This is a genomic window from Lysinibacillus sp. FSL M8-0216 (assembly GCF_038595555.1).
Classification (GTDB): Bacteria; Bacillota; Bacilli; order Bacillales_A; family Planococcaceae; genus Lysinibacillus; species Lysinibacillus fusiformis.
In genome coordinates this window covers 1,806,825-1,828,821 of sequence record NZ_CP152007.1, presented here as the reverse complement: position 1 = coordinate 1,828,821, position 21,997 = coordinate 1,806,825, and the positions used below count along the sequence as shown (strand labels likewise).

Genomic DNA, 21,997 nt, shown 5'->3' with positions numbered 1-21,997 from the left:
TAAAGGAGATGCCGACTGTTCCTTTCGGTATCTCCTTTTTTATCTACGATCCCCTACTACTTTTTAGCATTCGCTAAAGCGTCAGCACGCTCTTGTTCCCACTGAGCAAGCGCTTTCTTAAATTCATCATTACTCATTGGCTTTTCCAATACTTGCTGACCTTTAAATTTCTCGGCAGTTACACCAAATGGTGAATACTGTGCCTCGAAAGGATTTAATTTGGATGCAACATAGCCACTACCTCCAACGGAATATGGAATCACTAAGGCTTCTTCAATTAAAAAGGCCTCTGCCTTCGCAAACAGCTCATACCGTTTTGCCACATCAATCGTTACCTTTGCTTCATCCACAAGGTTTTGATACGTCGTTTTTCCATTGGCTTCTGTGTAACCCTCAGCTAATTCAGGTTTATTATAAGTACCGTCCACTGTAAATGGATCTGTATACGTGGATGGATCTGCATAATCTGGCCCCCAGTTAGCTTCTAAAAGTGCAAATTTCCCAGGACGACGCACCTCAGATAAAAAGCCTGTCGCTGGACCTGCCTCTACAATAATGTCGACATAATCTGTCCCCAGTAATTTTTCAATTTGCTGCTCCACTACTTGGGAACGATTTGCCCAGTCTGGACTACCCGCATTATATGGCAATAACACTTTTACAGGGAATGTAGCTTTACCCGCTAATGCCACTTTTGCTTTTTCTTTGAATTCAAGTGCTAGTTCTTTATTAAAGGAATCCTCATTGGAAATAGTTGCAAATGGCGTTAATTGTGTGTAATCTACCCCTGCAACATCTACAAAGTTTTTGGGGGTAATCGTGTTGCTCAGCAAATCGGCTGGATTATAAGGCTCCACCGTTAACATGGCGGAAACACGGTCCAGTGCATGGAATATTGATTTTCGGAAATCTTTGTTGTTGACGGCGATCTTCCAGTTATCTGGTTCATATTCTGCGTCAAATTGTGGGTTAAAGTTGAGAGCGTAGAAGTAGGTATAGAAGTTATTTTGTGTTTGACGAACTTGAGATTTTTTCTTATCATCCTTAAACCATTCATCAATAATGGAAGTAGGAATACTAGCGGAATCAATTTCTCCACGTAAAAACAGTTCGGGTGCTACCGTTGCAGCTTCTTTATTATATTTATAGCGGATACGATCAATCAGTACTTTGTCTTGATCCCAATACGTATTGTTTTTTACAAGAACACGCTCATTTTGCGGCTCAAATTTATCTAAAATATAAGCGCCATTATAAAGGAAATTTTCACGTGTTGTTCCAAAGTCAGCCCCTTTTTCTGCAATGAACTTACCATTCACTGGGAAGAAACAAACGTAGTTTAACATAGAAAGAAAATAAGGTGTCGAAGCTTCTAAAGTATATTCTACTGTATGTTCATCCAACGCCTTTATGCCTACCTGCTTGAAATCTGTCATTTCACCGTTATAGAATGCCTCTCCATTTTTGACAACTGTCGCAATCCAGGCTGTCGAGGATTCATTTTTGGCATCAAGGACATACTGCAAGCCGTCCACAAAATCCTGTGCAACTACATCCGCATATTCCTTCCCTTCATGTGTCACCCATTTGGCATCATCACGTAACTTGAAGGTCCATACGGTTGCATCTTCATTTGCCGACCATTCTTTCGCTAATCCCGGCTGGACTACCCCGTATTTATCATACTCAATAAGACCATCTACCATATTCGCCGCCACCGCAAACTCATTCGTTTCAGACGTTTTTAAGTAATTTAATGTTTTAATTTCCCCTGAATATACCACACGATATTCTGATCCTTTTTCACCCGATTTTTCATCATTGCAGGCTACACAAAATAATACGACCAAACATACGAAAAGCCACCAATATTTTCTCACATGCATCCCCCTAGTCATCTTTTTATAATGAAAATCCTATTGGAAGGACCGATGTCATGACCTTCAATAGGATTTTTCAAACATAAGCTAGGTCCCTCTATATGGACCCTCTCTCTATATACGAATCCAAAATTACTTATTCCACATGACAACAGCGTGTCCTATTGGCACACACACTCTAAGCAAAAGCTCATCCACACAGTCAAGTTAAAAATTGTAAAATACGTAATACTTCATAAAAATCGTCTGTGACGAATTCTACTGTATTATGTGGTTTAAATGTGGCATTTGGATAAAAGGAATTACGATAGGCACGTGTATGATCTCGATAGATGATTTCTACCATAAAGCGTTTTGGTAATGGTACCTGAATATGTTGACGTGGCACCTTCATCGAGGAAGCTACCAGTCGCTTGGTTTCCATAATCGTTAGCTTCGGGCTGACACTAATAGTTGCATTCCCTATTCCTTCTTTGGTCGCAAAGGTCACAATGTTTTCATTAACGGCATGAATTTCTTCGGTCAAGCCAACATCACCACTGACAAATGAAACAGGAACACCATGTAATGCTGCTGCATACGTATTAATTAAAAATTCACTCGCATACTCACCATTTATTTTGACATCCGCATACGTGCAAAGCGTATGGGATAGCGGATTACGCTCGCTTCCCCCTTTACTGTGATAGCCAATAAAAATCGCACGATCAAAGCTTTGATCGAGACCTGCTACCATACACATCGGATCGTAGGTCCAGCCACGGATTACCTTACAGTTGATAGGTAAATTCGAAATATCGAGATTGCGTGCTGAATCGTGCGCATCCTTCAATAGTATTTCTGTTGCGCCACCCGCTATAGCTCCTTCAATGGCCGCTTCTACTTCTCGAGTCATTTGTTTTTGAAAAAATTGATAGTCAGGTGCATTTAACTCTGTCTCACTCCACGTAGTGGTACCCGTAATGCCTTCTATATCGGCGCTAATATAAACTTTCATTGATATCGAATCTCCTTTATTTCATGATCATGTATCGTTACCTGAATGGCTCCATAACAGGCTATTTTAGCTTGCACTCGTCTCGCCCACGCCATATTATGGAAATCGTAATGCCACCATTCCTCTCCATAATTACTAAAGCCTACTTGTGTCATACAGTTGTATAATAAACGTCGATGTTGACAAGCCTCTGGATTCTCGTTTAGGTTATGTTCAAAATAGCGTGTAGCTGATTTTTCATTCATTTCATCAAAGGCTGAACCGAGATCCAAAGCTTTCCCTTGTCTATCAGCAAGTGTTAGATCAATAGCTCCACCTGTTAAATGGGGTGCCAAATGAGCAGCATCTGCCCTTGGCATTGCGACATACTTTTTGGTCGCCTGCCGTAATTCTAGTTCTGTGGCGTGAGGCATAATGCGCGCCAATTGCAGTGAAAAATAGTTAAATAAATACTGTTGAACTTGGAATGGGCGATAGCCGTCATAGAGGAGCAGGCTATACTCCTTCGGTAATAGTGTCAAAGCATGCTGCAAGCGTTCAACTACACCAGCACGTACATAAATGGCTCGTAAACTATTAGGAATCTTTTGCTGATCGTAGATAGGTTCTATAAAAATTCTTTTATATGCAGCAGTAATCTGTATTAGAGGCTCTTGGCTTTCGCTAACAGATGGGCTCTCAGGAGAGTTTCCATTCGAAGCCGTTCCAATCGGTTGAAAGAGGTTTACAATACTAGAACACCCCCGTTTAATTATTAGATAATTCAGTTTTTTAAAATGAATAGTATCATATCTCTCTATTATTGACTAGATAAAAATACAATTATTACAAATTAATGGCTATTTTCTTATAATGATTCATAATCCAGCAAAAAATCGTCGAAAAATCTCCTTTATCCTCTAGTTAAGAATTTATTCATCTCATGACCCACACATGCTAAAAAAATGTGGAATCTTATGTACTTACGCAAAAAAAGGTTATCGAAACATTATCTATGTCTCAATAACCTTTTCGCTATGCCTTTTGAAATGAGTAGGCTTCTACTTGATGTCCGTTGCGACCAATTGTTGTTTGTGCCTGAGCTAGTGAATTGAGAATGGCTTCCTCAGTTGCCTCTGCCGCAGCTACAAATAACTGATTCATAACGGGATGATCCTCACGGAGCTGTATTCTTGTTTCTACAAGCTGTTCAGACATATGCGGGATGTTATGTGCAGTTGTAAAGCCTATCACAATGTCTCCACTGCCATGTGAGTAATGACTACCTGTCCGACCTAAACCTATCCCACAGCGTTTAATGACTCTCTTCAATTGACGACTGCTAAGTGGAGCATCTGTAGCAAGGACTATCATAATCGACCCATCTGTAGGAGCTAGAGTCGAGACACATTGGTTTGCAGGAGCAACATAACGTTCCGCTAAAAATTCCGAACTATGACCAAAATTACTAAGTACCATGCAGCCCACCGTATAGCTAATTTCATTTTTATCGACTTTGACAATACGAGAAGAGGAACCAATTCCCCCTTTATAGCCAAAGCACATCATCCCTTTTCCAGCACCAATGGCTCCTTCCTGTGCTGTATTCGGAGAGGCATTTTGAATGGCTTCTACCGCATGCTCAGCTGTTACTGAACATGCTCGGATGGAATTTAAATAACTATCATTGCATTCGCCCACAACTAGATTGATGGTGCCAGTCGTATGCCCAATGTCCTGATTCATGTCGAGCATATATCGCAATGTTCCCTGCGTAACTGCTGGTACCCCAAATGTATTCGTGAGCATTATCGGTGATTCGATCACACCTAGCTCATTCACCTGTACGAGTCCAGTTGTTTTGCCGAAGCCATTTAACACATAGCTAGCCGCTGTAACTTTATGCTGAAATAAATTCTCCCCATGCGGTAAAATAGCTGTGACTCCTGTACAGGCGTAACCACCTTCATGATCTAATGACTCATCCAATGTGACATGGCCTACTCGTACCCCTGCAACATCGGTAATACAATTTTTCTGCCCAACCGGTAATGTACCCACTTCAATGCCGAATTGTCTTACCTTTCCCTGCATATTACGTTTCCTCCTGAATCGCCATTGACACAGCTGCCTGTGCATGAATTGCCGTTGTATCAAATACTGGAACATCGATATCCTGCTGTTGTATAAGTAAGCCAATTTCGGTACAGCCAAGAATTACTCCTTGCGCTCCTGCCTGCACAAGGTCATTAATCACTTGGATATAATAGGACTTTGAATTTGGTACAATGCTCCCCAAACATAATTCCTCATAAATGATCCGGTTTACTTCCATACGTGAGTGGTAATCTGGCACAATAACCTCTATTCCATACCCCTCTACCCTCGACTTATAAAATTCCTGTTCCATTGTGTACATAGTTCCAAGGAGCGCTATTTTTTGTAGTCCAGCCTCTTTTATTTGGTTAGCTGTGGCATCTGCAATATGTAAAATAGGGATGGTGATGGCCTCCTCAATAACCGCTACGACCTTATGCATCGTATTTGTACAAATAACGATAAAATCTGCACCTGCCTGTTCAAGTGACTGTGCGGCTTGAGCTAGCACGAAGCCAGCTTTGTCCCATTGTCCCCTCGCTTGAAAATGCTCAATTTGCTGGAAATCAACACTATACAAAATACATGTTGCAGAATGAAGGCCCCCAAGCTTTTGTTTGATCTGTTCATTTAGAAGCTTATAATATTCGGCTGAGGATTCCCAGCTCATCCCACCAATCAATCCGATTGTTTTCATCTTCCAATCTCCCTCCTTTATTCTATTATTATACGCGTTTGCAAAATAAAAATAAGAGAATTTTCGGAATTTACCACTCTTATAGGAAAACTCAAAACTTTATTATAATTTATTATATTAGAAAGGTTGATTTTTCATAAAAAAACAGTGTAGACTAAAGCGTACTGTGAAAGGAGGAATAACTTATGGAATGGATTTCAAATATTGTTGATAGTGGAAATAATATTTTATGGACATATATCCTGATTATCTTATTATTAGCTGCTGGACTATATTTTTCATTTGGTACAAAATTTGTACAAATTCGTCTTTTTCCTGAAATGTTTCGTCTGATTGTCGAAAAAAGGGAGGGAGACTCAGGGGTTTCGCCATTCCAAGCCTTTACGATTAGTGCCGCTTCACGTGTAGGCACTGGGAACATTACAGGTGTTGCCTTAGCCATTGGTGTCGGTGGACCAGGTGCAGTATTTTGGATGTGGATTATTGCTATATTAGGAATGGCAACAGCCTTCATTGAAAGTACTTTAGCACAGGTCTATAAAGTAAAGGATGGCGATACGTTCCGAGGTGGACCTGCCTATTACATGGAAAAAGCGTTAGGTCAAAGAAAACTAGGTATCATTTTTAGTATTCTATTAACACTAAGTTTTGGATTTATATTTAATGCAGTGCAGTCTAACACAATTGCTACTTCGGTTGGGGAAGCATTTGATATAAGTCCAAAGCTCATTGGAGGCTTACTTGTAGCACTAACAGCATTAATTATTTTTGGTGGTGTACAAAGAATTGTCAAGGTAACGCAAGTCCTTGTACCGGTTATGGCCATCTTCTATTTACTTGTAGCCCTTTTTGTTGTGGTGACAAATTTATCAGAAATACCAAATGTTTTTAAATTAATTTTCACACATGCATTTGGTCTACAAGAAGCTGCTGGTGGAGCAATTGGAGTCGCTATTATGCAAGGGGTACGTCGTGGTTTATTTTCAAATGAAGCTGGGATGGGTAGTGTGCCAAATGCTGCGGCGACTGCTAATACCTCACATCCTGCTAAGCAAGGGCTTGTACAAAGCTTAGGTGTCTTTTTCGATACGATTATGATTTGTACAGCAACAGCCTTTATCATTATTTTAGCTGGTTTATATGATAAAGGTGAAAGTAATGGTATTATTTTGACGCAAAATTCCCTAGCTGTACATGTTGGGGATTGGGCTCCTTATTTTATTGCCATTTCCATTATCTTCTTTGCTTTCAGTTCGATCATCGGTAACTATTACTACGGTGAATCTAATATCGAATTTATAAATGCCCATAAGGGTTGGATGATTATGTATCGCATACTAGTACTAGTCATGGTTATGTTCGGCTCTGTAGCACAAGTTCAACTTGTATGGAATTTAGCAGATTTATTTATGGGGCTTATGGCTTTCATCAATATTGCTATCATCATGATTCTTGGTAAAATTGCCTTCCTTGTATTAGATGATTTTACAGGCCAACGCAAAGCAGGTAAAAATCCTGTCTTTTATGCCAAATCAATTCCGACATTAAAAAATACTGATTGTTGGGAAGAAGATCGATAAAATAGGAACGCCCCTCCATTGTAATGAATGGAGGGGCGTTTTTTTTAATATTTGAACTGACTAATTAGTTGTTTTAATTCATCTGCCATATGTGCAAGTGCTTGTGCCGAGGCATTGATTTCTTCCATTGATGCTAACTGTTCCTCTGTTGAGGCTGCAACATCTTCAGAAGCGGCAGCATTGCCTTTGGCTGAGAAGGCTAAATCCTCCGTCACCGCTGCTACCTCTTGCACACCAGCAGACATTTGCTCGGAGGCAGAAGAAACCTCTTCCATTTTTGGCGTAATTTCATTCATACTTGTCCTAATTACTTGGAATTTCGTAATGGCTTCATCAGAAATATGTAAACCACTTTGAACATCCTCCGTTACCTTAGCCATAATACTTACAGATTGCTCTGTTTCTTGTTGAATCCCACGTATTAGATCAAATATTTGTTTAGCCGATTCCTGTGATTGCTCGGCTAGCTTACGGACTTCGTCTGCGACAACCGCAAAGCCTTTTCCATGCTCCCCTGCTCTTGCTGCTTCAATAGCGGCATTTAAAGCCAGTAAATTAGTTTGATCCGCAATGCTTGTAATAACATCTAAAATGGATGTAATTTGCTGTGAACGCTCATGTAAGGTTTGAATTTTAGCATTGGAATCAGCAACAGATAAATGAATAGACTGCATTTGATCCTTTGTATTTTGGACAGCTTGTCCGCCCTCATCTGCTTGTAATGTCGCATGCTGTGAAAGGTCCGTCACAGCGGAAGAAATTTCAGCAATATGAAGAATGGCTGTTGAAAGCTCATGTAATGATTCTGCATTTTTATTGGCACTCATAGTCTGACCATCTGCACTTGACGCAACATCTTGAATAGAAATAGCGACTTTTTCGGTTGCTATACTTGTTTGATTCGCATTAGCTGTTAGCTCTTCAGCAGACGATGCCACTTCCTCTGCATTTTGTTCAATTTTTTGAATAAGCGTCCGCAAACTTTCCTGCATATCGTTAAAGGCTTGTCCTAATTGTCCAATTTCATCCTTCGAAGTTATTGTAACAGTCTCTGTCAGATCACCTTTACTGATCGTAACGGCACTATCTTTTAATGCTTTAATTGGTTTAATGACAGCCTTCATCACGAAGTAGAAGATTATAGAACTAATCACGACAGCTGCAAGCAGAACTATGATGGTATGAGTTAAAATCGATGAAGCCGATTCATCAATTTCCTTAGAAAAGATCGTACCTGTAATTTTCCAATTGGTTACCTCATTCGTCGTATAGAACAAAATACGATCATCGCCGTTAAAGACGTATTCATAGGTGCCAGAGGGACTTTCGTACATTTTATCTAGGAAACTTTCTTTTAGCTTGCCACCCGCTTCTAATGTAGGATGTGAAATGACCAGATTGTCTTCCCCAAAAATAGAGGGATACCCATTTTTCCCAATTCGAATGGAATCTGCAATTTTTTGAAGGTTTGTTAACTTAATATCAATAGCAACAACCCCTGACCGGTCCTTGATCTGTTTAGCAACCGTTACAACCATATCACCAGTTCCCGCATCTTTATAAGGGTTAGTAATTAACGTTTCACCTTTTAAAGCAGTCGCTTGTTTATACCAATCTCGATCTAATGGATTATAGTCCGCATCATTCAATTTTGGTACCTGAGAAAACGAACCATCATTTGTTCCAACATAAATACTTAAAACGTCTGGATTAAGCTGTCCATATTGCTTAAACTTCGATTCGATAGAAGCTTGTGATTGCTTAACTTGTTGTGCATCTATTTCACTACTAAACACTTGAATGTCATTCATCTTATCAGTAATAGTTTGATCGATAAGCTTATTTAAAATGCCCACACTTTCATTGGCACTAAATAAGATTTCTTCTTCTATCGAATCTTTAGCTGATAAATAAGATAAACTACCTACAGATATAACAGGGATTAGTAATACTAGTGCAAATAGCGTATAAAGCTTGCCCTTAAAACTGCTAAATATTTTCTTCATATATTATTCTCCTTTTGTTTCTTGAAGTGAAAAATATCACTTGTCAGCCTGATATTTGCTACAACCATTCCCACTCTGTATCTGTTTTACATCTCTCCCATAGCTTTTATCGGATGAAATATTATTTTTCAAACATATTTATGATTTTTCTATTATTCAGTCTTTACAGATAACTATAAATCCCTGTAATTGTCAGGAAGAACAAACTATTAGCCCATCACTTCCTAATCATGACTATATGAAAAATGGCAACTATTGATCCCGATTCTAAAGGAATTTGAACTTGCTGAAATGATTGGAAAGTAAAAATAAAGAGGTTGTCCAATGATCTATTTGACCATTAGACACCTCCTTTATCATGACCTTAATATTTAAATGTTTGTATGGATTCCTGTAGATCTATCGCCATTTTCGCTAAATGGGTGGAAGCTGCCGCTACTTCCTCCATCGCCGCATTTTGCTCTTCCGAAGAAGCGGCAACGCTTTGCACATGACGGCTTGATTTCATAGATACTTCACCTATGTAATTGATCTCTTGGACCAGCTTTTCAATATCTTGATGGATAGTACGAATGGCTGCGGTAACTAATTCCGTTTGTGCTTGTACATCCGTAATGGCATCATCAATTTGTATAAAATTATCTCTTGCCACATTGACCTTATCACGACCTACATGCACCGAATCATTGCTATTGACCATATCTTCTTCAATTATTCTTGTACTGTCAGTAATCTGTGCTACTACTTTTTCAATTTCCACTGCTGCAAGATTCGACTCATCTGCTAGTTTGCGTACTTCCTCAGCGACAACGGCAAACCCTTTCCCATGCTCACCGCTCCGGGCTGCTTCGATGGAGGCATTGATAGCAAGCAAATTGGTCTGTGTCGCAATACTTTTAATGACGTTCACAGCGGCTACAATGGCTGCTGAATTATCATCTAAATCTTGGACGCGCGTATTTAATTCACTCGTGTTGGCTGAAATTTCATCCATCTGTACCGTGGCAACATGGACAGAAGAACGACCTAAACTCGCCATATTTTTCGTTTCGACGGTTGCATCATTAACGTTTTGAATGCTAGTGGAAATATCATTCATTTTCTTCAAAATATGGGCCGATAAATTTCGTACATCGCCTGTTAACGTATCCTGCTCATCAATTCCTTGTGCAATGTCTTGAATTGATTCAGTGACGACTTCCGTTGCCTGTGTAACCTCCAAGCTACTAGCCGTTAGCTGCTCAGAGGTAGCGGCTACTTGCTCAGAGGAATCTCCTACTTGCTTCATCATTTGACGAAGTTTTTCTGACATGCTATTGAATGACTCGGCTAGATGTGCAAATTCGTCCTTTGTTTTGAATTGTAGATGAGCATGTAAATTCCCCTCTGAGAATGTATCCATTTCTCTGACTGTTAGCTGAATGTTTTTAGCAACTCTTCTACCAAATACAGTAGCAATAATGATGCTAATGAGGAGAGAAATTGCCGCCAATATCATTATTTCAATACCACTTCTTTCCCCTTTTTCCTTTGTCGCCTCAATATGTGCTAGCATGTCTTCCTGTTGTGCAGTAGCCATTGTCTTACCAAAGACTACAAGCTTCAAAGAGCCATCCCCTAAAATCGGCAAGGCTACTTGCTGAGCCTGTTCTATTTCGCCACGTTTATAAAGCGGAATAATCTGTCCATCTATCGCCTTTTCCCAATCATCAAGCTGTTGTAAAAATTGCTCAAAATCTTGATTGCGAGCGCCTATTTCTTGGAGGCGATTAATGGATGTATGTAAGGTATTGCGAATTTCATGATGATTGTTCAACATTTCTTCCTTACCATATAATATAAATCCTCGAATAGCTGCATTTGCACGCACTGTTTGGAACGAGATATCTTGATATAGATGGATTAATTCCGTATTGTCTTCGATTTCAGCTAGTGTCTTATTATTATTTGTTAAGAAATACATCGCAATGGCTGTAATCATTAATAAGAAGGCTAGCACTATACCAAAAGCCATTTGTAGTTTACGTTCCACAGTTAATCTCATATGATTCCCTCAATTCTACTGTAATCACCATAGAGTATATCCTATCTAAATCTATTATCCTATAGAATATGTACCTTTCCTCACAAAACATCGCTAAAATTTAACAATAATGCAAACTCCACCTGAAAACTATTGACAATAATATCCACTATTTTGCTAGTTAAAATAGGAAATAATCCATTGAAAGCCATGGAGATAAAACGAAAAGATCGGGACAAGCAGGACCATTTTCATGAAAAGCTCTCTTTTTTCAACATATTCTCGAATACCTGAAGTAAGCATCATGACACTTAATAATAATAAGCTATGCTGAGCCCCATATATTTGCATCGAAATGGTGATGATTAATGGCAGGATGATAGGAAAAAGAAAATCAGCTGAAAGTCGCTTCCCTTTCTGTTTAATTAATTTTGTCGAAGTTGTTTTCGATGTACCTCCTATTAATTTCTTTGCAAGCAGATAAGCTAAACTAAAAAATAAAACGGTATAAATAATAAATAAAAACAACGGCATTCGGCTTTCTTCATTCAACCAACGAAAATAATCTACCACTTCTGCTGTTGGCAGTTGATAATACTGCATCGTTTTTTGGTCCATGAGAAATAATTCTTCATCCTCCACCATTACCTTGACGGCCATTTCCTTTCCATTATCAAAACGTATATATAAATCACTTGTTGGGGTAGGTTGGGCGGGTCGACTGATAGGGACTTTTTTAGTTCGTAAAGCTTGTAGAAGGTGTTCTGTATCTTGTACCTCATAACGGTTAAGGTAGAACACATGCTTTAATGGATATAAATATTGCTCCTTGCCATCACTTCCAGACATATACCATGCCTGTTGGATAGTTTGAAATTGACTATAAGAAAGAGATACTAGTTCGTCTCTTTGCCTCTCATTGTCCAAAAACAGTAAGAAGGTGATGAGGCTAAGCGTCATGCCAAGTAGTAATGTAAGTAAATGTCCAACCCGTTTCATAGCTAAAACTCCTTTAACCTTTACATATATAGTAATTATTGTAATATACGGTTTACCCATCCAATAGGTTTCATCTATACTAAAGGATGGAGGTGGAACGGCAAATGAGCAAGCCAGAATTATACGTTAATGTAGTAGTAGGACCTAATTGTGATTTTGAATCAATGGCCATCCGTGCTGCACTTGAATCCTTTGGTGCAAGGGTAACCCTTCATTTAATTGGTAGACCCAATGATTTGATTGATGTTTTATCAGGCGTTGATCTACATGGCAAGATGGATTATCTAATTTTGAACTTTCACGGAGATGAAGGACGGTTTTGTCTGCCTGAGCTAGGGGAGGATGTTTATGAAGTTAATGAACCAAAGAGTATATACTTTGGTCCATTGGATGTACAAATTTATAGCCGCCTCCAAGGTGTAAAGGTTATTGCAGCAGGCTGTACATTAGGGTGCGAACAGCTCGCAACAGCATTTTTGCAAAGTGGCTGCCACTCCTATTTAGCACCAGATGACTATATCGATGGTAACGCCAATCTTATGTTTCTAATTCGCTTTTTCTATGAGATCATCTCTCATCATAAAAATCAGCAGGAAGCATTTGAACTAGCTCAAGCCATTGATTCGGAGACTGCGATGTACAAGCTTTATTTGTCATAAAAAAGATCGTAGCAACTACTAATTGCTACGATTTCTCTTATTTTTCATGGCTATTTTCAAGCATGGCCTTGTTAAACGCTTGCGACTGTCCTCTCGCTATACTTAACGTTTGCCACTCAGATCCCTTTACTTGCTTCGCGATATAAATCATTTGACCAATATGCTGTGAATAATGAGCCATTTGCCTTTCTATCGCATCAATTACCGCTAGCTTTTCCCCTCTGATTGTAACATGCCCCTGCAAATCGGATTCTTTAATACTCGCCAAAGCATCTAAAAATACTTGCCAGCCCTCTTCCCAAACTGCGAGAATGGCTTCTTTTGTAGACAGACTATTAATAAACTCATCATCCCGATTTCGTGTAGTTTTCTCACCATCTGTCGTTAAAAAATCAGTCCAGCGCGAAATCATATTACCACTAACATGTTTAACAATGACCGCGACACTATTGGATTCTTCATTATATGCCCAGTGCAACTCAGCCCCTTCTAGTTGGGCCAGTGCCCCATCCCCTAGCTCTTTCACATTGTTAAACCTTTTTTGGATGACCTGTAAATATGTTTGTGCAATCGTCATAAGCGAATCCCCATCCCCTCTTTTTTATTATTATAAATGGAAAATCTTACTGTTTACCAGCTAATAGTCGTCATATAATTAAAACCGTCTCAAAAATTCGAGACGGTTGCTAATTATAAATTTTCATCAACATATGTTTCAATATCAGAAGCTATTGTATCAATTGGTACATCTTCAATATTTTCAGCGAAGCCATTATACATTTTAACGATTGTTCCATCTTTATCGACTAGGAAAAATTGATTACCATGGATAACTTGATCACTATTAGGATCGTTTTTCACTAAAATTTTCGTATTTTTAACCGCAAACTGTTCAATATATTTTTGTGAATAACCTGTAAGAAGATTCCATTTAGAATCATCTGGCACATTATATTTACTAATATAGTTGGCTAATACTTCTGGCGTATCAACATCTGGATCTACGGAAAAGGCGACGATATTATAATCCTCTACTCCTTTTTTCTGTAGCTTTTCTTGGACTTGTGCCATATTCAAGGACATTGGTGGGCAAATCGATACACAATTCGTGAAAATATACATACCAATCCATGGCTTGCCTTTTAAACTTTCAAGTGAAACCGTCTCTCCACGTTGATTGACATGTTCAAAATCAGGTATTTCCAAACTATAATCTGCTTTAAATTTGGAATTCCCACAGGCACCTAGAACAGTCGCACAGGCTAAAAGCAATAATAGCCCAATTAGTTTATGTTTCATGTTAACACTCTCCCTAACCTACACTACCCTCATCCTAACTTAGGCTGTAAGCGTTGACAAGAACTTCTAGGTGACAGCTTTCGTACATATTTGTGAAATTAATTTCATTTTAAGGAAACAAGTGCCTCATGTATCGCATCTAGCTTTACCTCGACACGGTGTAATAAATAAAAGGACACTATTATCGGGAAACCGATATCTGAAATCATGCTTAACCACTGTTCCATCGTTATGCCCCCTTTCACTTAGGTAAAAATGGCCTTTGCATTTTTCTTAGCAAAGACCATTTTTGCATTATTCTGTTGCTACATCAAATTCTATTACTTTTCGTTCTACAATACGAGCGCCTTTAATAGCTGCTAAGGCGCCAGCTTGTCCTGAAAATACATTTTTAGTCACTATAGTTTGCATGACCTTTTGAATGTCTGTTGCGGTAATAGCAGGCTTCGGTGCATCAATCGTCAGCGTAGATGTTTTACCATCCGCTGTCACAAATTGTAACTCTAAAACTTGTGCCATCTTCTGATCCCCCCTTAAGATAATTCGCTGGTTTCTTGCTTTTCAATACTAACCACGGCTAGTGATGAAAGACTGGCCATCGCATGCGCGACAGCTACTAAATCGTCCTCATTATGTGTCTTAGCGAGATTTCGATACGATTTAGTAATGTATGTTGGCTCGTTTTGATCATTGTAGCCTTCCACATATTTAAGTCTTAGGGTAGCATGTAAAAAATTCACATTCGCCATCCATCCTCACCTCCCTTCAAACACTATATAAAGACGAATTGCTAAAAAAGGGACATTATAGGATGAATTTTCTTTCGGAAGCTTTTATAATAGAATCAGAGAAGGCAAAGAGGTGAACGATTTGTTACAAGGTTGGTTTTTATGGTTTATTTTATTTTGGGTAGTTGTCCTCATTTCATTGATGGCGATTGGCGGCTTTTTCATGTTCCGCAAGTTTTTAAAAGCACTCCCAAAGCAGGATGGAAAGTCTGATTTAGATTGGCAGGAATTTTATTTAGATAAAACAATCCATTTATGGGGACAAGCTGAAAAAGAGTTACTCTATGAGCTTGTAAGCCCTGTCCCAGAGCTCTTTAGACAAGTAGCAAAGGAGAAAATTGCAGGAAAAATTGGCGAGCTCGCTTTAGAGGAAAAAGCACCTGCTATTAATAATGACCTCATAATTCGCGGCTACATCCAAGCAACACCGAAACGCGATCACAAATTTTTACGCAAAAAATTAGAGCAAATGCAAATTGACATCGCCCCCTACGAACATTTATTTGAATAAAGAAAGCTACGCTGCACATACGCTTGTGCAGCGTTTTTTTTGGGGTTTAACGGGGTTGTTTACTTCGTTTTCTATGTTACTTTTTTAGCGGGGCATCCTTATTTGCGGTTTTATTCGGTATTTTTACGATTGTATCCGTCACTTTCGGCGCTCTATCCGTCACTTTTGCGATTCTATCCGTCACTTTCGCGGTTTTATCCACCACTTCTCTTGTTTTATCCGCCGCTTTTGCCAAGGTAGCACTATTTGTGCTCTATCCGTCACTTTTGCGATTGTATCCGTCACTTTGCTGGTTTTATCCACCTCTTTTACCGAGGCAGCCTCATTTGGTGCCCTATCGTCATTTTTCTCGCTCTATCCGTCACTTTCGCGGTTTTATCCGTCACTTCGCTGGTTTTATCAGTCAACTTTTACTGAGGCAGCCTCATTTGGTGCCCTATCGTCATTTTTCTCTCTCTATCCGTCACTTTCGCGGTTCTATCCAGCACTTCTCTTGTTTTATCCGCCACTTTTGCCTATGCAGCCACCTTTGGAGCTCTATCCATCACTTTTCTTCGTTTTATCCACCACTTCTGCCGAAACAGCCTCCTTTCTCGTGCACCAACCACAAATCCACCCCACCTCCCAACTCTAGAGCATAAAAAAACTACACTAGTTTGAGTACTAGTGTAGTTGGGGAATCGTTTTTTTGATTTTTTTAAACTGGATTAGCATGGCGATTCGCCAAGGTACTAACATGGCGAAGGCTAGGATCCAGAACATGCCAGCTAATTCGCCGACATCGATGGAGTTGCTTAAAATCATTTTGGCCACTACTCGGAATATTAATAAACCAAATAATATAAAAACGAATGCTTTTGAACGTTTTAAATAAATATCTCGACCCTTCACTTCGAATTTGGAAGTGGCAATTAAAATGGTCGAGAACACCATTCCTACAGCGGCTGCTTCTAATATTTGCATGGGTGGCACTCGGAATTGTTCAAATAAAAACATGAGTGCACCAGAAGACATCGCGATTGGCGGAATAATAATTTTCTTCTCATTTGTTGGCATTTTGGAAGCTCTCATACGTATGACCATGACAAAGCTACCCATAAGAATGGCCATAATGGTTGACCCAATAACATAATAGTGAGAAGGGATATTGCTTAACATAAAAGATCCTCCTCTAATGTCAAATTAGCAATTTTGTCCAAGTAATTGGTCAGCGACGGCTCTTAATCTTTCTGGCTCAAAGGGCTTGGTAATAAAATCTTTTGCCCCACTTTCAATCGCTTCTACAATTAACTTTTGTTGGCCTAATGCTGTTACCATAATTATTTTTGCATTTGGAAACTCTGGGATAATTTTTTTTACTGCCGCAATACCAGTCATAACGGGCATCGTTACATCCATTGTTACTAAATCTGGTTGTAACTCTCGATACATAGCCACAGCTTCTTTACCATTTGCTGCCTTACCTACTACCTCGTAACCCCATTCTGAAAACATATTACTGATTGCAACACGCATAAATAGCGTATCATCCACTACTAAAACTGTAGGCACATGTTCATCTCCCTCACGTTAAAGTACGGTATGCCTCTTTAGTGTATCAAATTAAAAGCCTGTAAATCCACCGAAAATTGGCTGTAATATACGAGTAATATACGTTAATCCATCAAAGAATAACAAAATACCCACGGCAATCATTATATAACCACCGATTTTCACGATTTTTTGGCTGTGTGTGCGAATCCATGTCATACGTGAAATAAAGAATGATAACACAAAGAATGGAATCGCGAACCCTAAATAATAGGCGAACATATAGCTAAAGCCCGCTCCTGGGTTTGTACTAGCCAACATTATAATAGAAGCTAAAATTGGTCCTGTACATGGTGTCCATCCTGCCGCAAAGGCAATACCAATTAAAACGGATCCCAAATAGCCAGATGGTCGATTTTTAAATTGAAACTTTCGATCCTTCATGAGGAAATCAATTTGTAGTAATCCTACAATCATTAAACCAAATACTACGATTAAAATGGCACCAACCTGACGTAGTAAAGTTTGATAGTTCAGGAAAAACTCTGCCGCATATGAGGCACTTAGTCCAATTATGATAAAAATAATTGAAAATCCTAGTAAAAAGAATAGTGTGTGGAAAATGGCACGCTTTTGTAGCATCCCTTTTTCTGATTTTAGCTCATCTAATGTCATACCAGTTATGTACGATAAAAATGCTGGATACAATGGGAGGGTACATGGTGAAATAAAACTTAAAAACCCTGCACCAAAAGCTAAAAATACGTTAATATCTGATCCCATATTTTCGATCGCTCCTTACAGTTACTGCATCCATCGTACCAAAAAACATGATAAATTGCGCCCTTCCTGATTGTGAACGTTTCATGGCAAAATGATGAGATTTCTGAAAAGTCCTTCCCATACATGTAGAACACCTAATAAGCTACTTCTGCATTATGCGCCCCTGTTGATTTTCTGTCAACAAAATTCGCCATTATTCTACAACATCAAATAGGTTGGCAAATCTCATTTAAATCAGCTCTACACCCATTTTTTATAGACCATATATGGTTAATTAGTGAGTGATTCACTAATCTTCATGTATACTATTCATAACAAACGTGCATTTGATTGAAAAAAAGAGGTGTAGCTCCTTGGAATTAAGAAAAATTAAACCTAAAAAAATCTATGAAGAAGTGTCCGAAATTTTGCATGAGAAAATAAGAGCGGGTGTTTTAAAGCCAGGTGATCGACTAGACTCGGTGGAACAGCTTGCTGAACAATTACAAGTTAGCCGATCTGCTGTGCGAGAGGCGCTGTCTGCTTTAAAGGCAATGGGATTGATTGAAATCAAACAAGGCTCTGGGACTTTTGTCAAAAGTGTGCCTCCAAATAGACTGGATTTTCCATTATCTACAGCCATGTTATCGAATAAACTTGATATTGCCCGTTTATTAGAGGTGCGCAAGATCATTGAAGTAGGAGCAGCCGCAAGTGCAGCCATCAACCGTACGGAACAGGATATTCAAGCAATGGTTCAAATTTTAGAGGACATGAAGCAAGCCCATGGAGATGGTGAACTTGGTGAAAAGGTGGATTATCAATTTCATGTGGCGATAGCGACTGCCTCCCAAAATCCCCTACTTGCTACCATTCTAGATCAAATTTCTGGCCTGATGATTGATACGATGAAAGAAACACGCCGCATTTGGTTGTACTCTAAAAAAACAACAAGCGAGCAACTATATGAGGAACATATGAATATCTTCCTTGCTATTCAGCAGCAAAATGAAGAATTGGCTAAGCAGGCGATGACCTTTCATTTAAGCAATGTTGAAAAGGTTCTATTGCAGTATTTTGAAACAACCGACTCTCATCCACTTTAAAACAGCCTAGCTCTCGACTAGGTTGTTTTATTATTTCTGAAAATTCTATCAAAACATCTTCTTTCTTAGAAAAATTTGTAGTATGATTCATATAGCTATAAGTCATCTGATGACCTGTTGTTTATAAAAAGGAGCGATGCATATGAAAGTAACTCTCTTTGCTACTTGCCTAGTGGATTTGTTTCAGGGAGATGTAGGGAAAGCCGTAGTGGAAGTATTAGAAAGACTTGGCTGTGAAATTGATTTTCCTGAGGAACAAATATGCTGTGGACAGCCCGCTTATAACAGTGGCTATGTGAAAGAATCAAAAAATGCGATGAAAAGAATGATCGGTGCCTTCGAGCATGCCGAATACGTCGTCTCCCCCTCTGGTTCTTGTGCTTATATGTTTAAGGAATATCCAGAGGTTTTTAAGGGGGATCCTCTATGGGAATCAAAAGCAAAGGCATTGGCAGCCAAAACATATGAGTTTACTGAATTTATTGTCAACGTATTAAAGATAGAGGATGTTGGAGCACATTTAGAGGGCAAAGCTACTTACCATACTTCCTGCCATATGACTCGCCTCCTCGGTGTGACTGAGGCTCCATTGAAGTTATTACAAAACGTCGATGGTTTACAGTATGTGGAGCTTCACGGAAAAGATAGGTGCTGCGGGTTTGGTGGCACATTCTCTGTCAAAATGGGCAATATTTCTAGCGAAATGGTTCATGAAAAGGTCCACCATGTAGAGGAGACAGGGGCGGACTATTTAATTGGAGCAGATGCTGGCTGTTTAATCAATATTGGTGGTCGTATTCATCGCCAAGGTAAACCGATTAAAGTGATGCATATTGCAGAGGTTTTAAATTGTCGATAAGAGGGGGAAACATTAATGGCCATGAAAACTAGTAATGATCGCTTTTCGGACCGTGTCACAAAAGAGCTTGACAATCCATTTATGCGGAGTGCTGTTTCTAATGCTCAGGACCGCTTTCAAACTCGTCGTCTACAGCAAACTCTAGAACTTGGAGATTGGGAAGAATGGCGTTCACATGGAGAGGAAATACGTAAACATGTTTTAGAAAACCTAGATTATTATCTACACCAATTAAGTGAAAATTTTGCCAAAAGAGGTGGCCATGTTTTCTTTGCTCAAACTGCTCAAGAAGCGACAGCCTATATTCAAGGTATTGTGAAAAAGAAAAATGCCGCTAAAATTGTTAAGTCAAAATCGATGGTAACCGAGGAAATTAACCTTAATGCTGCTTTAGAGGAACTAGGCTGTGAAGTGATAGAAACGGACTTAGGTGAATACATTTTGCAGGTTGCAGATCACGAGCCTCCATCCCATATTGTGGCTCCTGCTCTGCATAAAAACAAAGAGCAAATTCGAGATGTGTTTAAAGAAAAACAAGGTTACGCTCAATCGGAAAAGCCGGAGGAGCTTGCTCTTTATGTGCGTGATAAACTACGCGATGAATATTTAACTGCTGATATCGGTATAACAGGCTGTAATTTTGCCATTGCTGAAAGTGGATCGATTACTCTAGTCACCAATGAAGGTAATGCTGATTTAGTTACGGCTCTACCAAAAACTCAAGTCACTGTTATGGGAATGGAAAGAATTGTTCCTACCTTTGAAGAAATGGAAGTTCTTGTTAGCTTATTAACACGTAGTGCTGTAGGTCAAAAGCTAACAAGCTATATTACTACGCTTACAGGAATTAAAGAAGAGGGTGATTCAGATGGACCTGAGGAATTCCATTTAGTCATAGTGGATAATGGTCGCTCTGCCATACTTGGTGGCGAATTTCAGCCTATCTTACAATGCATTCGCTGTGCCGCCTGTGTCAACGCTTGCCCTGTTTATCGTCATGTCGGTGGGCATACGTATGGCTCTATCTATTCGGGCCCTGTTGGTGTGGTGCTCTCTCCGTTATTAGGAGGCTATGATGATTTTAAAGAGCTCCCCTATGCTTCAACGCTATGTGGTGCCTGTACGGATGCTTGCCCTGTAAAAATTCCTTTACATCACCTTATTCATAGACATCGTCAGGTCATTGTTGAAAATGAAGGCAAAGCACCCGTTTCCGAAAAGCTATTAATGAAGGCATTTGGCTTAGGGGCTTCTTCCCCTACTTTGTATAAAATGGCTACAAAAATGGCCGCTCCTGCAATGTCTCCATTTACGAAAGACCATACGATTACTAAAGGGCTAGGTCCTTTAAAAGCATGGACTGAAGCACGGGATTTCCCTGCACCGAATAAAAACAGTTTCCGAGATTGGATGAAGCATCGAACAAAAGGAGATGAGGAATCATGACTGGTACCATTCAGCATCGAGAGAATTTTTTAGCAAACATTGCACAGCAGTTAGGGCGTTCACCTATTACAACGCTCCCCCGCCCCACTTGGCAGCATCAACCTCAAAACCGTACATTAAAAGATGCCACAAGAGACGAATTACTAGAGATTTTCACGAAACAATGCGCCAATATTCATACGAATATCGTGATTTCTAATTGTGCGAAGCTTTCTCAAGATCTACAATCTGTGGTGGACCATTATGGCGGACAATCCGTCATTACTTCTAAGGATGAACGATTTCAAGATTACGGACTATCTAAATTAATGACAGAAAAATGGCCACAGTCTAATATTCAATATTATGAATGGAATTCACAGCAACCAGAGGAAAATATTCAACAGGCTGAAAAAGCAAATATCGGTTTGACCATTAGCGAAATGACGCTAGCTGAGTCAGGGACGGCTATCCTTTTTAGCAGTAAAGATCAAGGAAGAAGTATTAGCTTCTTACCTAAACAATCAATTATTTTGATCCCGAAAAGTACAATGGTTCCACGTATGACACAAGCAGCACAGTGGATTCGTGAAAAAATCAAAAATGGAGAAAAAATTCCTTCTTGTATTAACTTTATTACAGGTCCTAGTAACTCGGCAGATATCGAAATGATCCTAATTGTTGGTGTACATGGCCCCGTTCAAGCCACCTATATCGTCATCGAGGATCGCTAAGCTCATAAAAACAGGAAAGCTGTTGAGATCTGCTACTTCTGGCGGTTGCAGTACTCTTATAAAAAG

At 39.4% G+C, this 21,997-nt stretch carries 23 protein-coding genes; 7 read left to right on the top strand and 16 right to left on the bottom strand.

Going from position 1 to position 21,997, the window contains the following annotated elements; translation table 11 throughout:
• Positions 1-56: 56 nt before the first annotated feature.
• The 5 genes from MKX57_RS08600 to MKX57_RS08580 form a co-directional block, all read right to left on the bottom strand.
• A complete protein-coding gene (locus tag MKX57_RS08600; protein WP_089984956.1) occupies positions 57-1,880 on the bottom strand; it encodes a peptide ABC transporter substrate-binding protein in 1,824 nt (607 codons plus the stop codon).
• 202 nt (positions 1,881-2,082) lie between these two features.
• Positions 2,083-2,877: a M55 family metallopeptidase gene (locus MKX57_RS08595; RefSeq protein ID WP_089984958.1), complete on the bottom strand. Its 795-nt coding sequence runs from the start codon at positions 2,875-2,877 to the stop codon at positions 2,083-2,085.
• Positions 2,874-3,440 carry a M15 family metallopeptidase gene (locus tag MKX57_RS08590; RefSeq protein ID WP_338061743.1) on the bottom strand — a complete coding sequence of 189 codons (567 nt, stop codon included), beginning with the start codon at positions 3,438-3,440 and terminating at the stop codon, positions 2,874-2,876. The genes MKX57_RS08595 and MKX57_RS08590 overlap by 4 nt, the downstream gene beginning before the upstream one ends.
• A 451-nt stretch (positions 3,441-3,891) precedes the next feature.
• A complete protein-coding gene (locus MKX57_RS08585; protein WP_089984962.1) occupies positions 3,892-4,950 on the bottom strand; it encodes a P1 family peptidase in 1,059 nt (352 codons plus the stop codon).
• Position 4,951: 1 nt separating this feature from the next.
• Positions 4,952-5,650 carry an aspartate/glutamate racemase family protein gene (locus tag MKX57_RS08580; protein WP_008175646.1) on the bottom strand — a complete coding sequence of 233 codons (699 nt, stop codon included), beginning with the start codon at positions 5,648-5,650 and terminating at the stop codon, positions 4,952-4,954.
• A 185-nt stretch (positions 5,651-5,835) separates the two neighbouring features.
• Between MKX57_RS08580 and MKX57_RS08575 the strand changes: the two genes are divergently transcribed.
• The gene (locus tag MKX57_RS08575) at positions 5,836-7,230 is read left to right on the top strand and encodes an alanine/glycine:cation symporter family protein (RefSeq protein ID WP_008175645.1); all 1,395 of its coding nucleotides are present in this window, start codon (positions 5,836-5,838) and stop codon (positions 7,228-7,230) included.
• 44 nt (positions 7,231-7,274) lie between these two features.
• On the opposite strand, the gene MKX57_RS08570 is transcribed toward MKX57_RS08575, so the two are convergent.
• The 3 genes from MKX57_RS08570 to MKX57_RS08560 form a co-directional block, all read right to left on the bottom strand.
• Positions 7,275-9,236, bottom strand: coding sequence for a methyl-accepting chemotaxis protein (locus MKX57_RS08570; RefSeq protein WP_008175644.1), 1,962 nt, complete (start codon positions 9,234-9,236; stop codon positions 7,275-7,277).
• A 364-nt stretch (positions 9,237-9,600) separates the two neighbouring features.
• Positions 9,601-11,280, bottom strand: a complete 1,680-nt coding sequence (locus MKX57_RS08565; protein WP_089984964.1) for a methyl-accepting chemotaxis protein — start codon at positions 11,278-11,280, stop codon at positions 9,601-9,603.
• Between the two features lie 156 nt (positions 11,281-11,436).
• Complete coding sequence (locus MKX57_RS08560) at positions 11,437-12,258, bottom strand: hypothetical protein (RefSeq protein ID WP_342532548.1); 822 nt, start codon at positions 12,256-12,258, stop codon at positions 11,437-11,439.
• Positions 12,259-12,362: 104 nt separating this feature from the next.
• Between MKX57_RS08560 and MKX57_RS08555 the strand changes: the two genes are divergently transcribed.
• The gene (locus MKX57_RS08555) at positions 12,363-12,917 is read left to right on the top strand and encodes a delta-aminolevulinic acid dehydratase (RefSeq protein WP_342532547.1); all 555 of its coding nucleotides are present in this window, start codon (positions 12,363-12,365) and stop codon (positions 12,915-12,917) included.
• A 37-nt stretch (positions 12,918-12,954) separates the two neighbouring features.
• On the opposite strand, the gene MKX57_RS08550 is transcribed toward MKX57_RS08555, so the two are convergent.
• From MKX57_RS08550 to MKX57_RS08530, 5 genes are all read right to left on the bottom strand, one after another.
• Positions 12,955-13,494 carry a DUF1572 family protein gene (locus tag MKX57_RS08550; protein WP_171365437.1) on the bottom strand — a complete coding sequence of 180 codons (540 nt, stop codon included), beginning with the start codon at positions 13,492-13,494 and terminating at the stop codon, positions 12,955-12,957.
• Between the two features lie 113 nt (positions 13,495-13,607).
• Positions 13,608-14,216, bottom strand: a complete 609-nt coding sequence (locus MKX57_RS08545) for an SCO family protein (RefSeq protein WP_171365438.1) — start codon at positions 14,214-14,216, stop codon at positions 13,608-13,610.
• 104 nt (positions 14,217-14,320) lie between these two features.
• A complete protein-coding gene (locus MKX57_RS08540; RefSeq protein WP_083796479.1) occupies positions 14,321-14,443 on the bottom strand; it encodes a YvrJ family protein in 123 nt (40 codons plus the stop codon).
• Positions 14,444-14,510: 67 nt separating this feature from the next.
• Complete coding sequence (locus MKX57_RS08535; protein WP_008175631.1) at positions 14,511-14,735, bottom strand: DUF2922 domain-containing protein; 225 nt, start codon at positions 14,733-14,735, stop codon at positions 14,511-14,513.
• Between the two features lie 14 nt (positions 14,736-14,749).
• Positions 14,750-14,965, bottom strand: a complete 216-nt coding sequence (locus MKX57_RS08530; RefSeq protein ID WP_008175630.1) for a DUF1659 domain-containing protein — start codon at positions 14,963-14,965, stop codon at positions 14,750-14,752.
• A 121-nt stretch (positions 14,966-15,086) separates the two neighbouring features.
• Here MKX57_RS08530 and MKX57_RS08525 point away from each other — a divergent pair, with 121 nt between their 5' ends.
• On the top strand, positions 15,087-15,515 hold the full coding sequence (locus MKX57_RS08525; protein ID WP_008175629.1) for a DUF2621 domain-containing protein: 429 nt from the start codon (positions 15,087-15,089) through the stop codon (positions 15,513-15,515).
• Between the two features lie 663 nt (positions 15,516-16,178).
• Here MKX57_RS08525 and MKX57_RS08520 read toward each other — a convergent pair.
• From MKX57_RS08520 to MKX57_RS08510, 3 genes are read right to left on the bottom strand one after another with little or no spacing between them, the layout of a single operon-like run.
• Positions 16,179-16,673, bottom strand: coding sequence for a cytochrome c biogenesis protein CcdC (locus tag MKX57_RS08520; protein WP_008175627.1), 495 nt, complete (start codon positions 16,671-16,673; stop codon positions 16,179-16,181).
• 24 nt (positions 16,674-16,697) lie between these two features.
• Positions 16,698-17,066: a response regulator gene (locus tag MKX57_RS08515; RefSeq protein ID WP_025114988.1), complete on the bottom strand. Its 369-nt coding sequence runs from the start codon at positions 17,064-17,066 to the stop codon at positions 16,698-16,700.
• 51 nt (positions 17,067-17,117) lie between these two features.
• The gene (locus MKX57_RS08510) at positions 17,118-17,828 is read right to left on the bottom strand and encodes a cytochrome c biogenesis protein CcdA (protein WP_008175625.1); all 711 of its coding nucleotides are present in this window, start codon (positions 17,826-17,828) and stop codon (positions 17,118-17,120) included.
• Between the two features lie 353 nt (positions 17,829-18,181).
• Between MKX57_RS08510 and MKX57_RS08505 the strand changes: the two genes are divergently transcribed.
• The 4 genes from MKX57_RS08505 (at position 18,182) to MKX57_RS08490 (ending at position 21,931) form a co-directional block, all read left to right on the top strand.
• On the top strand, positions 18,182-18,913 hold the full coding sequence (locus tag MKX57_RS08505; protein ID WP_090001824.1) for a FadR/GntR family transcriptional regulator: 732 nt from the start codon (positions 18,182-18,184) through the stop codon (positions 18,911-18,913).
• 142 nt (positions 18,914-19,055) lie between these two features.
• Positions 19,056-19,772 carry a (Fe-S)-binding protein gene (locus tag MKX57_RS08500; protein ID WP_096364120.1) on the top strand — a complete coding sequence of 239 codons (717 nt, stop codon included), beginning with the start codon at positions 19,056-19,058 and terminating at the stop codon, positions 19,770-19,772.
• Between the two features lie 15 nt (positions 19,773-19,787).
• Entirely contained in the window at positions 19,788-21,218 is a 1,431-nt protein-coding gene (locus MKX57_RS08495) for a LutB/LldF family L-lactate oxidation iron-sulfur protein (protein ID WP_342550907.1), read from the top strand.
• Complete coding sequence (locus MKX57_RS08490) at positions 21,215-21,931, top strand: lactate utilization protein C (protein ID WP_089984982.1); 717 nt, start codon at positions 21,215-21,217, stop codon at positions 21,929-21,931. The genes MKX57_RS08495 and MKX57_RS08490 overlap by 4 nt, the downstream gene beginning before the upstream one ends.
• The last annotated feature ends 66 nt before the right edge of the window (positions 21,932-21,997 follow it).

Excerpts from the sequence above, each read along its gene's own strand:
- MKX57_RS08595 (WP_089984958.1), bottom strand. The coding sequence starts at position 2,877 with ATGAAAGTTTATATTAGCGCCGATATAGAAGGCATTACGGGTACCACT.
- MKX57_RS08585 (WP_089984962.1), bottom strand. The coding sequence starts at position 4,950 with ATGCAGGGAAAGGTAAGACAATTCGGCATTGAAGTGGGTACATTACCG.
- MKX57_RS08580 (WP_008175646.1), bottom strand. The coding sequence starts at position 5,650 with ATGAAAACAATCGGATTGATTGGTGGGATGAGCTGGGAATCCTCAGCC.
- MKX57_RS08575 (WP_008175645.1), top strand. The coding sequence starts at position 5,836 with ATGGAATGGATTTCAAATATTGTTGATAGTGGAAATAATATTTTATGG.
- MKX57_RS08570 (WP_008175644.1), bottom strand. The coding sequence starts at position 9,236 with ATGAAGAAAATATTTAGCAGTTTTAAGGGCAAGCTTTATACGCTATTT.
- MKX57_RS08565 (WP_089984964.1), bottom strand. The coding sequence starts at position 11,280 with ATGAGATTAACTGTGGAACGTAAACTACAAATGGCTTTTGGTATAGTG.
- MKX57_RS08560 (WP_342532548.1), bottom strand. The coding sequence starts at position 12,258 with ATGAAACGGGTTGGACATTTACTTACATTACTACTTGGCATGACGCTT.
- MKX57_RS08555 (WP_342532547.1), top strand. The coding sequence starts at position 12,363 with ATGAGCAAGCCAGAATTATACGTTAATGTAGTAGTAGGACCTAATTGT.
- MKX57_RS08550 (WP_171365437.1), bottom strand. The coding sequence starts at position 13,494 with ATGACGATTGCACAAACATATTTACAGGTCATCCAAAAAAGGTTTAAC.
- MKX57_RS08545 (WP_171365438.1), bottom strand. The coding sequence starts at position 14,216 with ATGAAACATAAACTAATTGGGCTATTATTGCTTTTAGCCTGTGCGACT.
- MKX57_RS08540 (WP_083796479.1), bottom strand. The coding sequence starts at position 14,443 with ATGGAACAGTGGTTAAGCATGATTTCAGATATCGGTTTCCCGATAATA.
- MKX57_RS08535 (WP_008175631.1), bottom strand. The coding sequence starts at position 14,735 with ATGGCACAAGTTTTAGAGTTACAATTTGTGACAGCGGATGGTAAAACA.
- MKX57_RS08530 (WP_008175630.1), bottom strand. The coding sequence starts at position 14,965 with ATGGCGAATGTGAATTTTTTACATGCTACCCTAAGACTTAAATATGTG.
- MKX57_RS08520 (WP_008175627.1), bottom strand. The coding sequence starts at position 16,673 with ATGTTAAGCAATATCCCTTCTCACTATTATGTTATTGGGTCAACCATT.
- MKX57_RS08510 (WP_008175625.1), bottom strand. The coding sequence starts at position 17,828 with ATGGGATCAGATATTAACGTATTTTTAGCTTTTGGTGCAGGGTTTTTA.
- MKX57_RS08500 (WP_096364120.1), top strand. The coding sequence starts at position 19,056 with ATGAAAGTAACTCTCTTTGCTACTTGCCTAGTGGATTTGTTTCAGGGA.
- MKX57_RS08495 (WP_342550907.1), top strand. The coding sequence starts at position 19,788 with ATGGCCATGAAAACTAGTAATGATCGCTTTTCGGACCGTGTCACAAAA.
- MKX57_RS08490 (WP_089984982.1), top strand. The coding sequence starts at position 21,215 with ATGACTGGTACCATTCAGCATCGAGAGAATTTTTTAGCAAACATTGCA.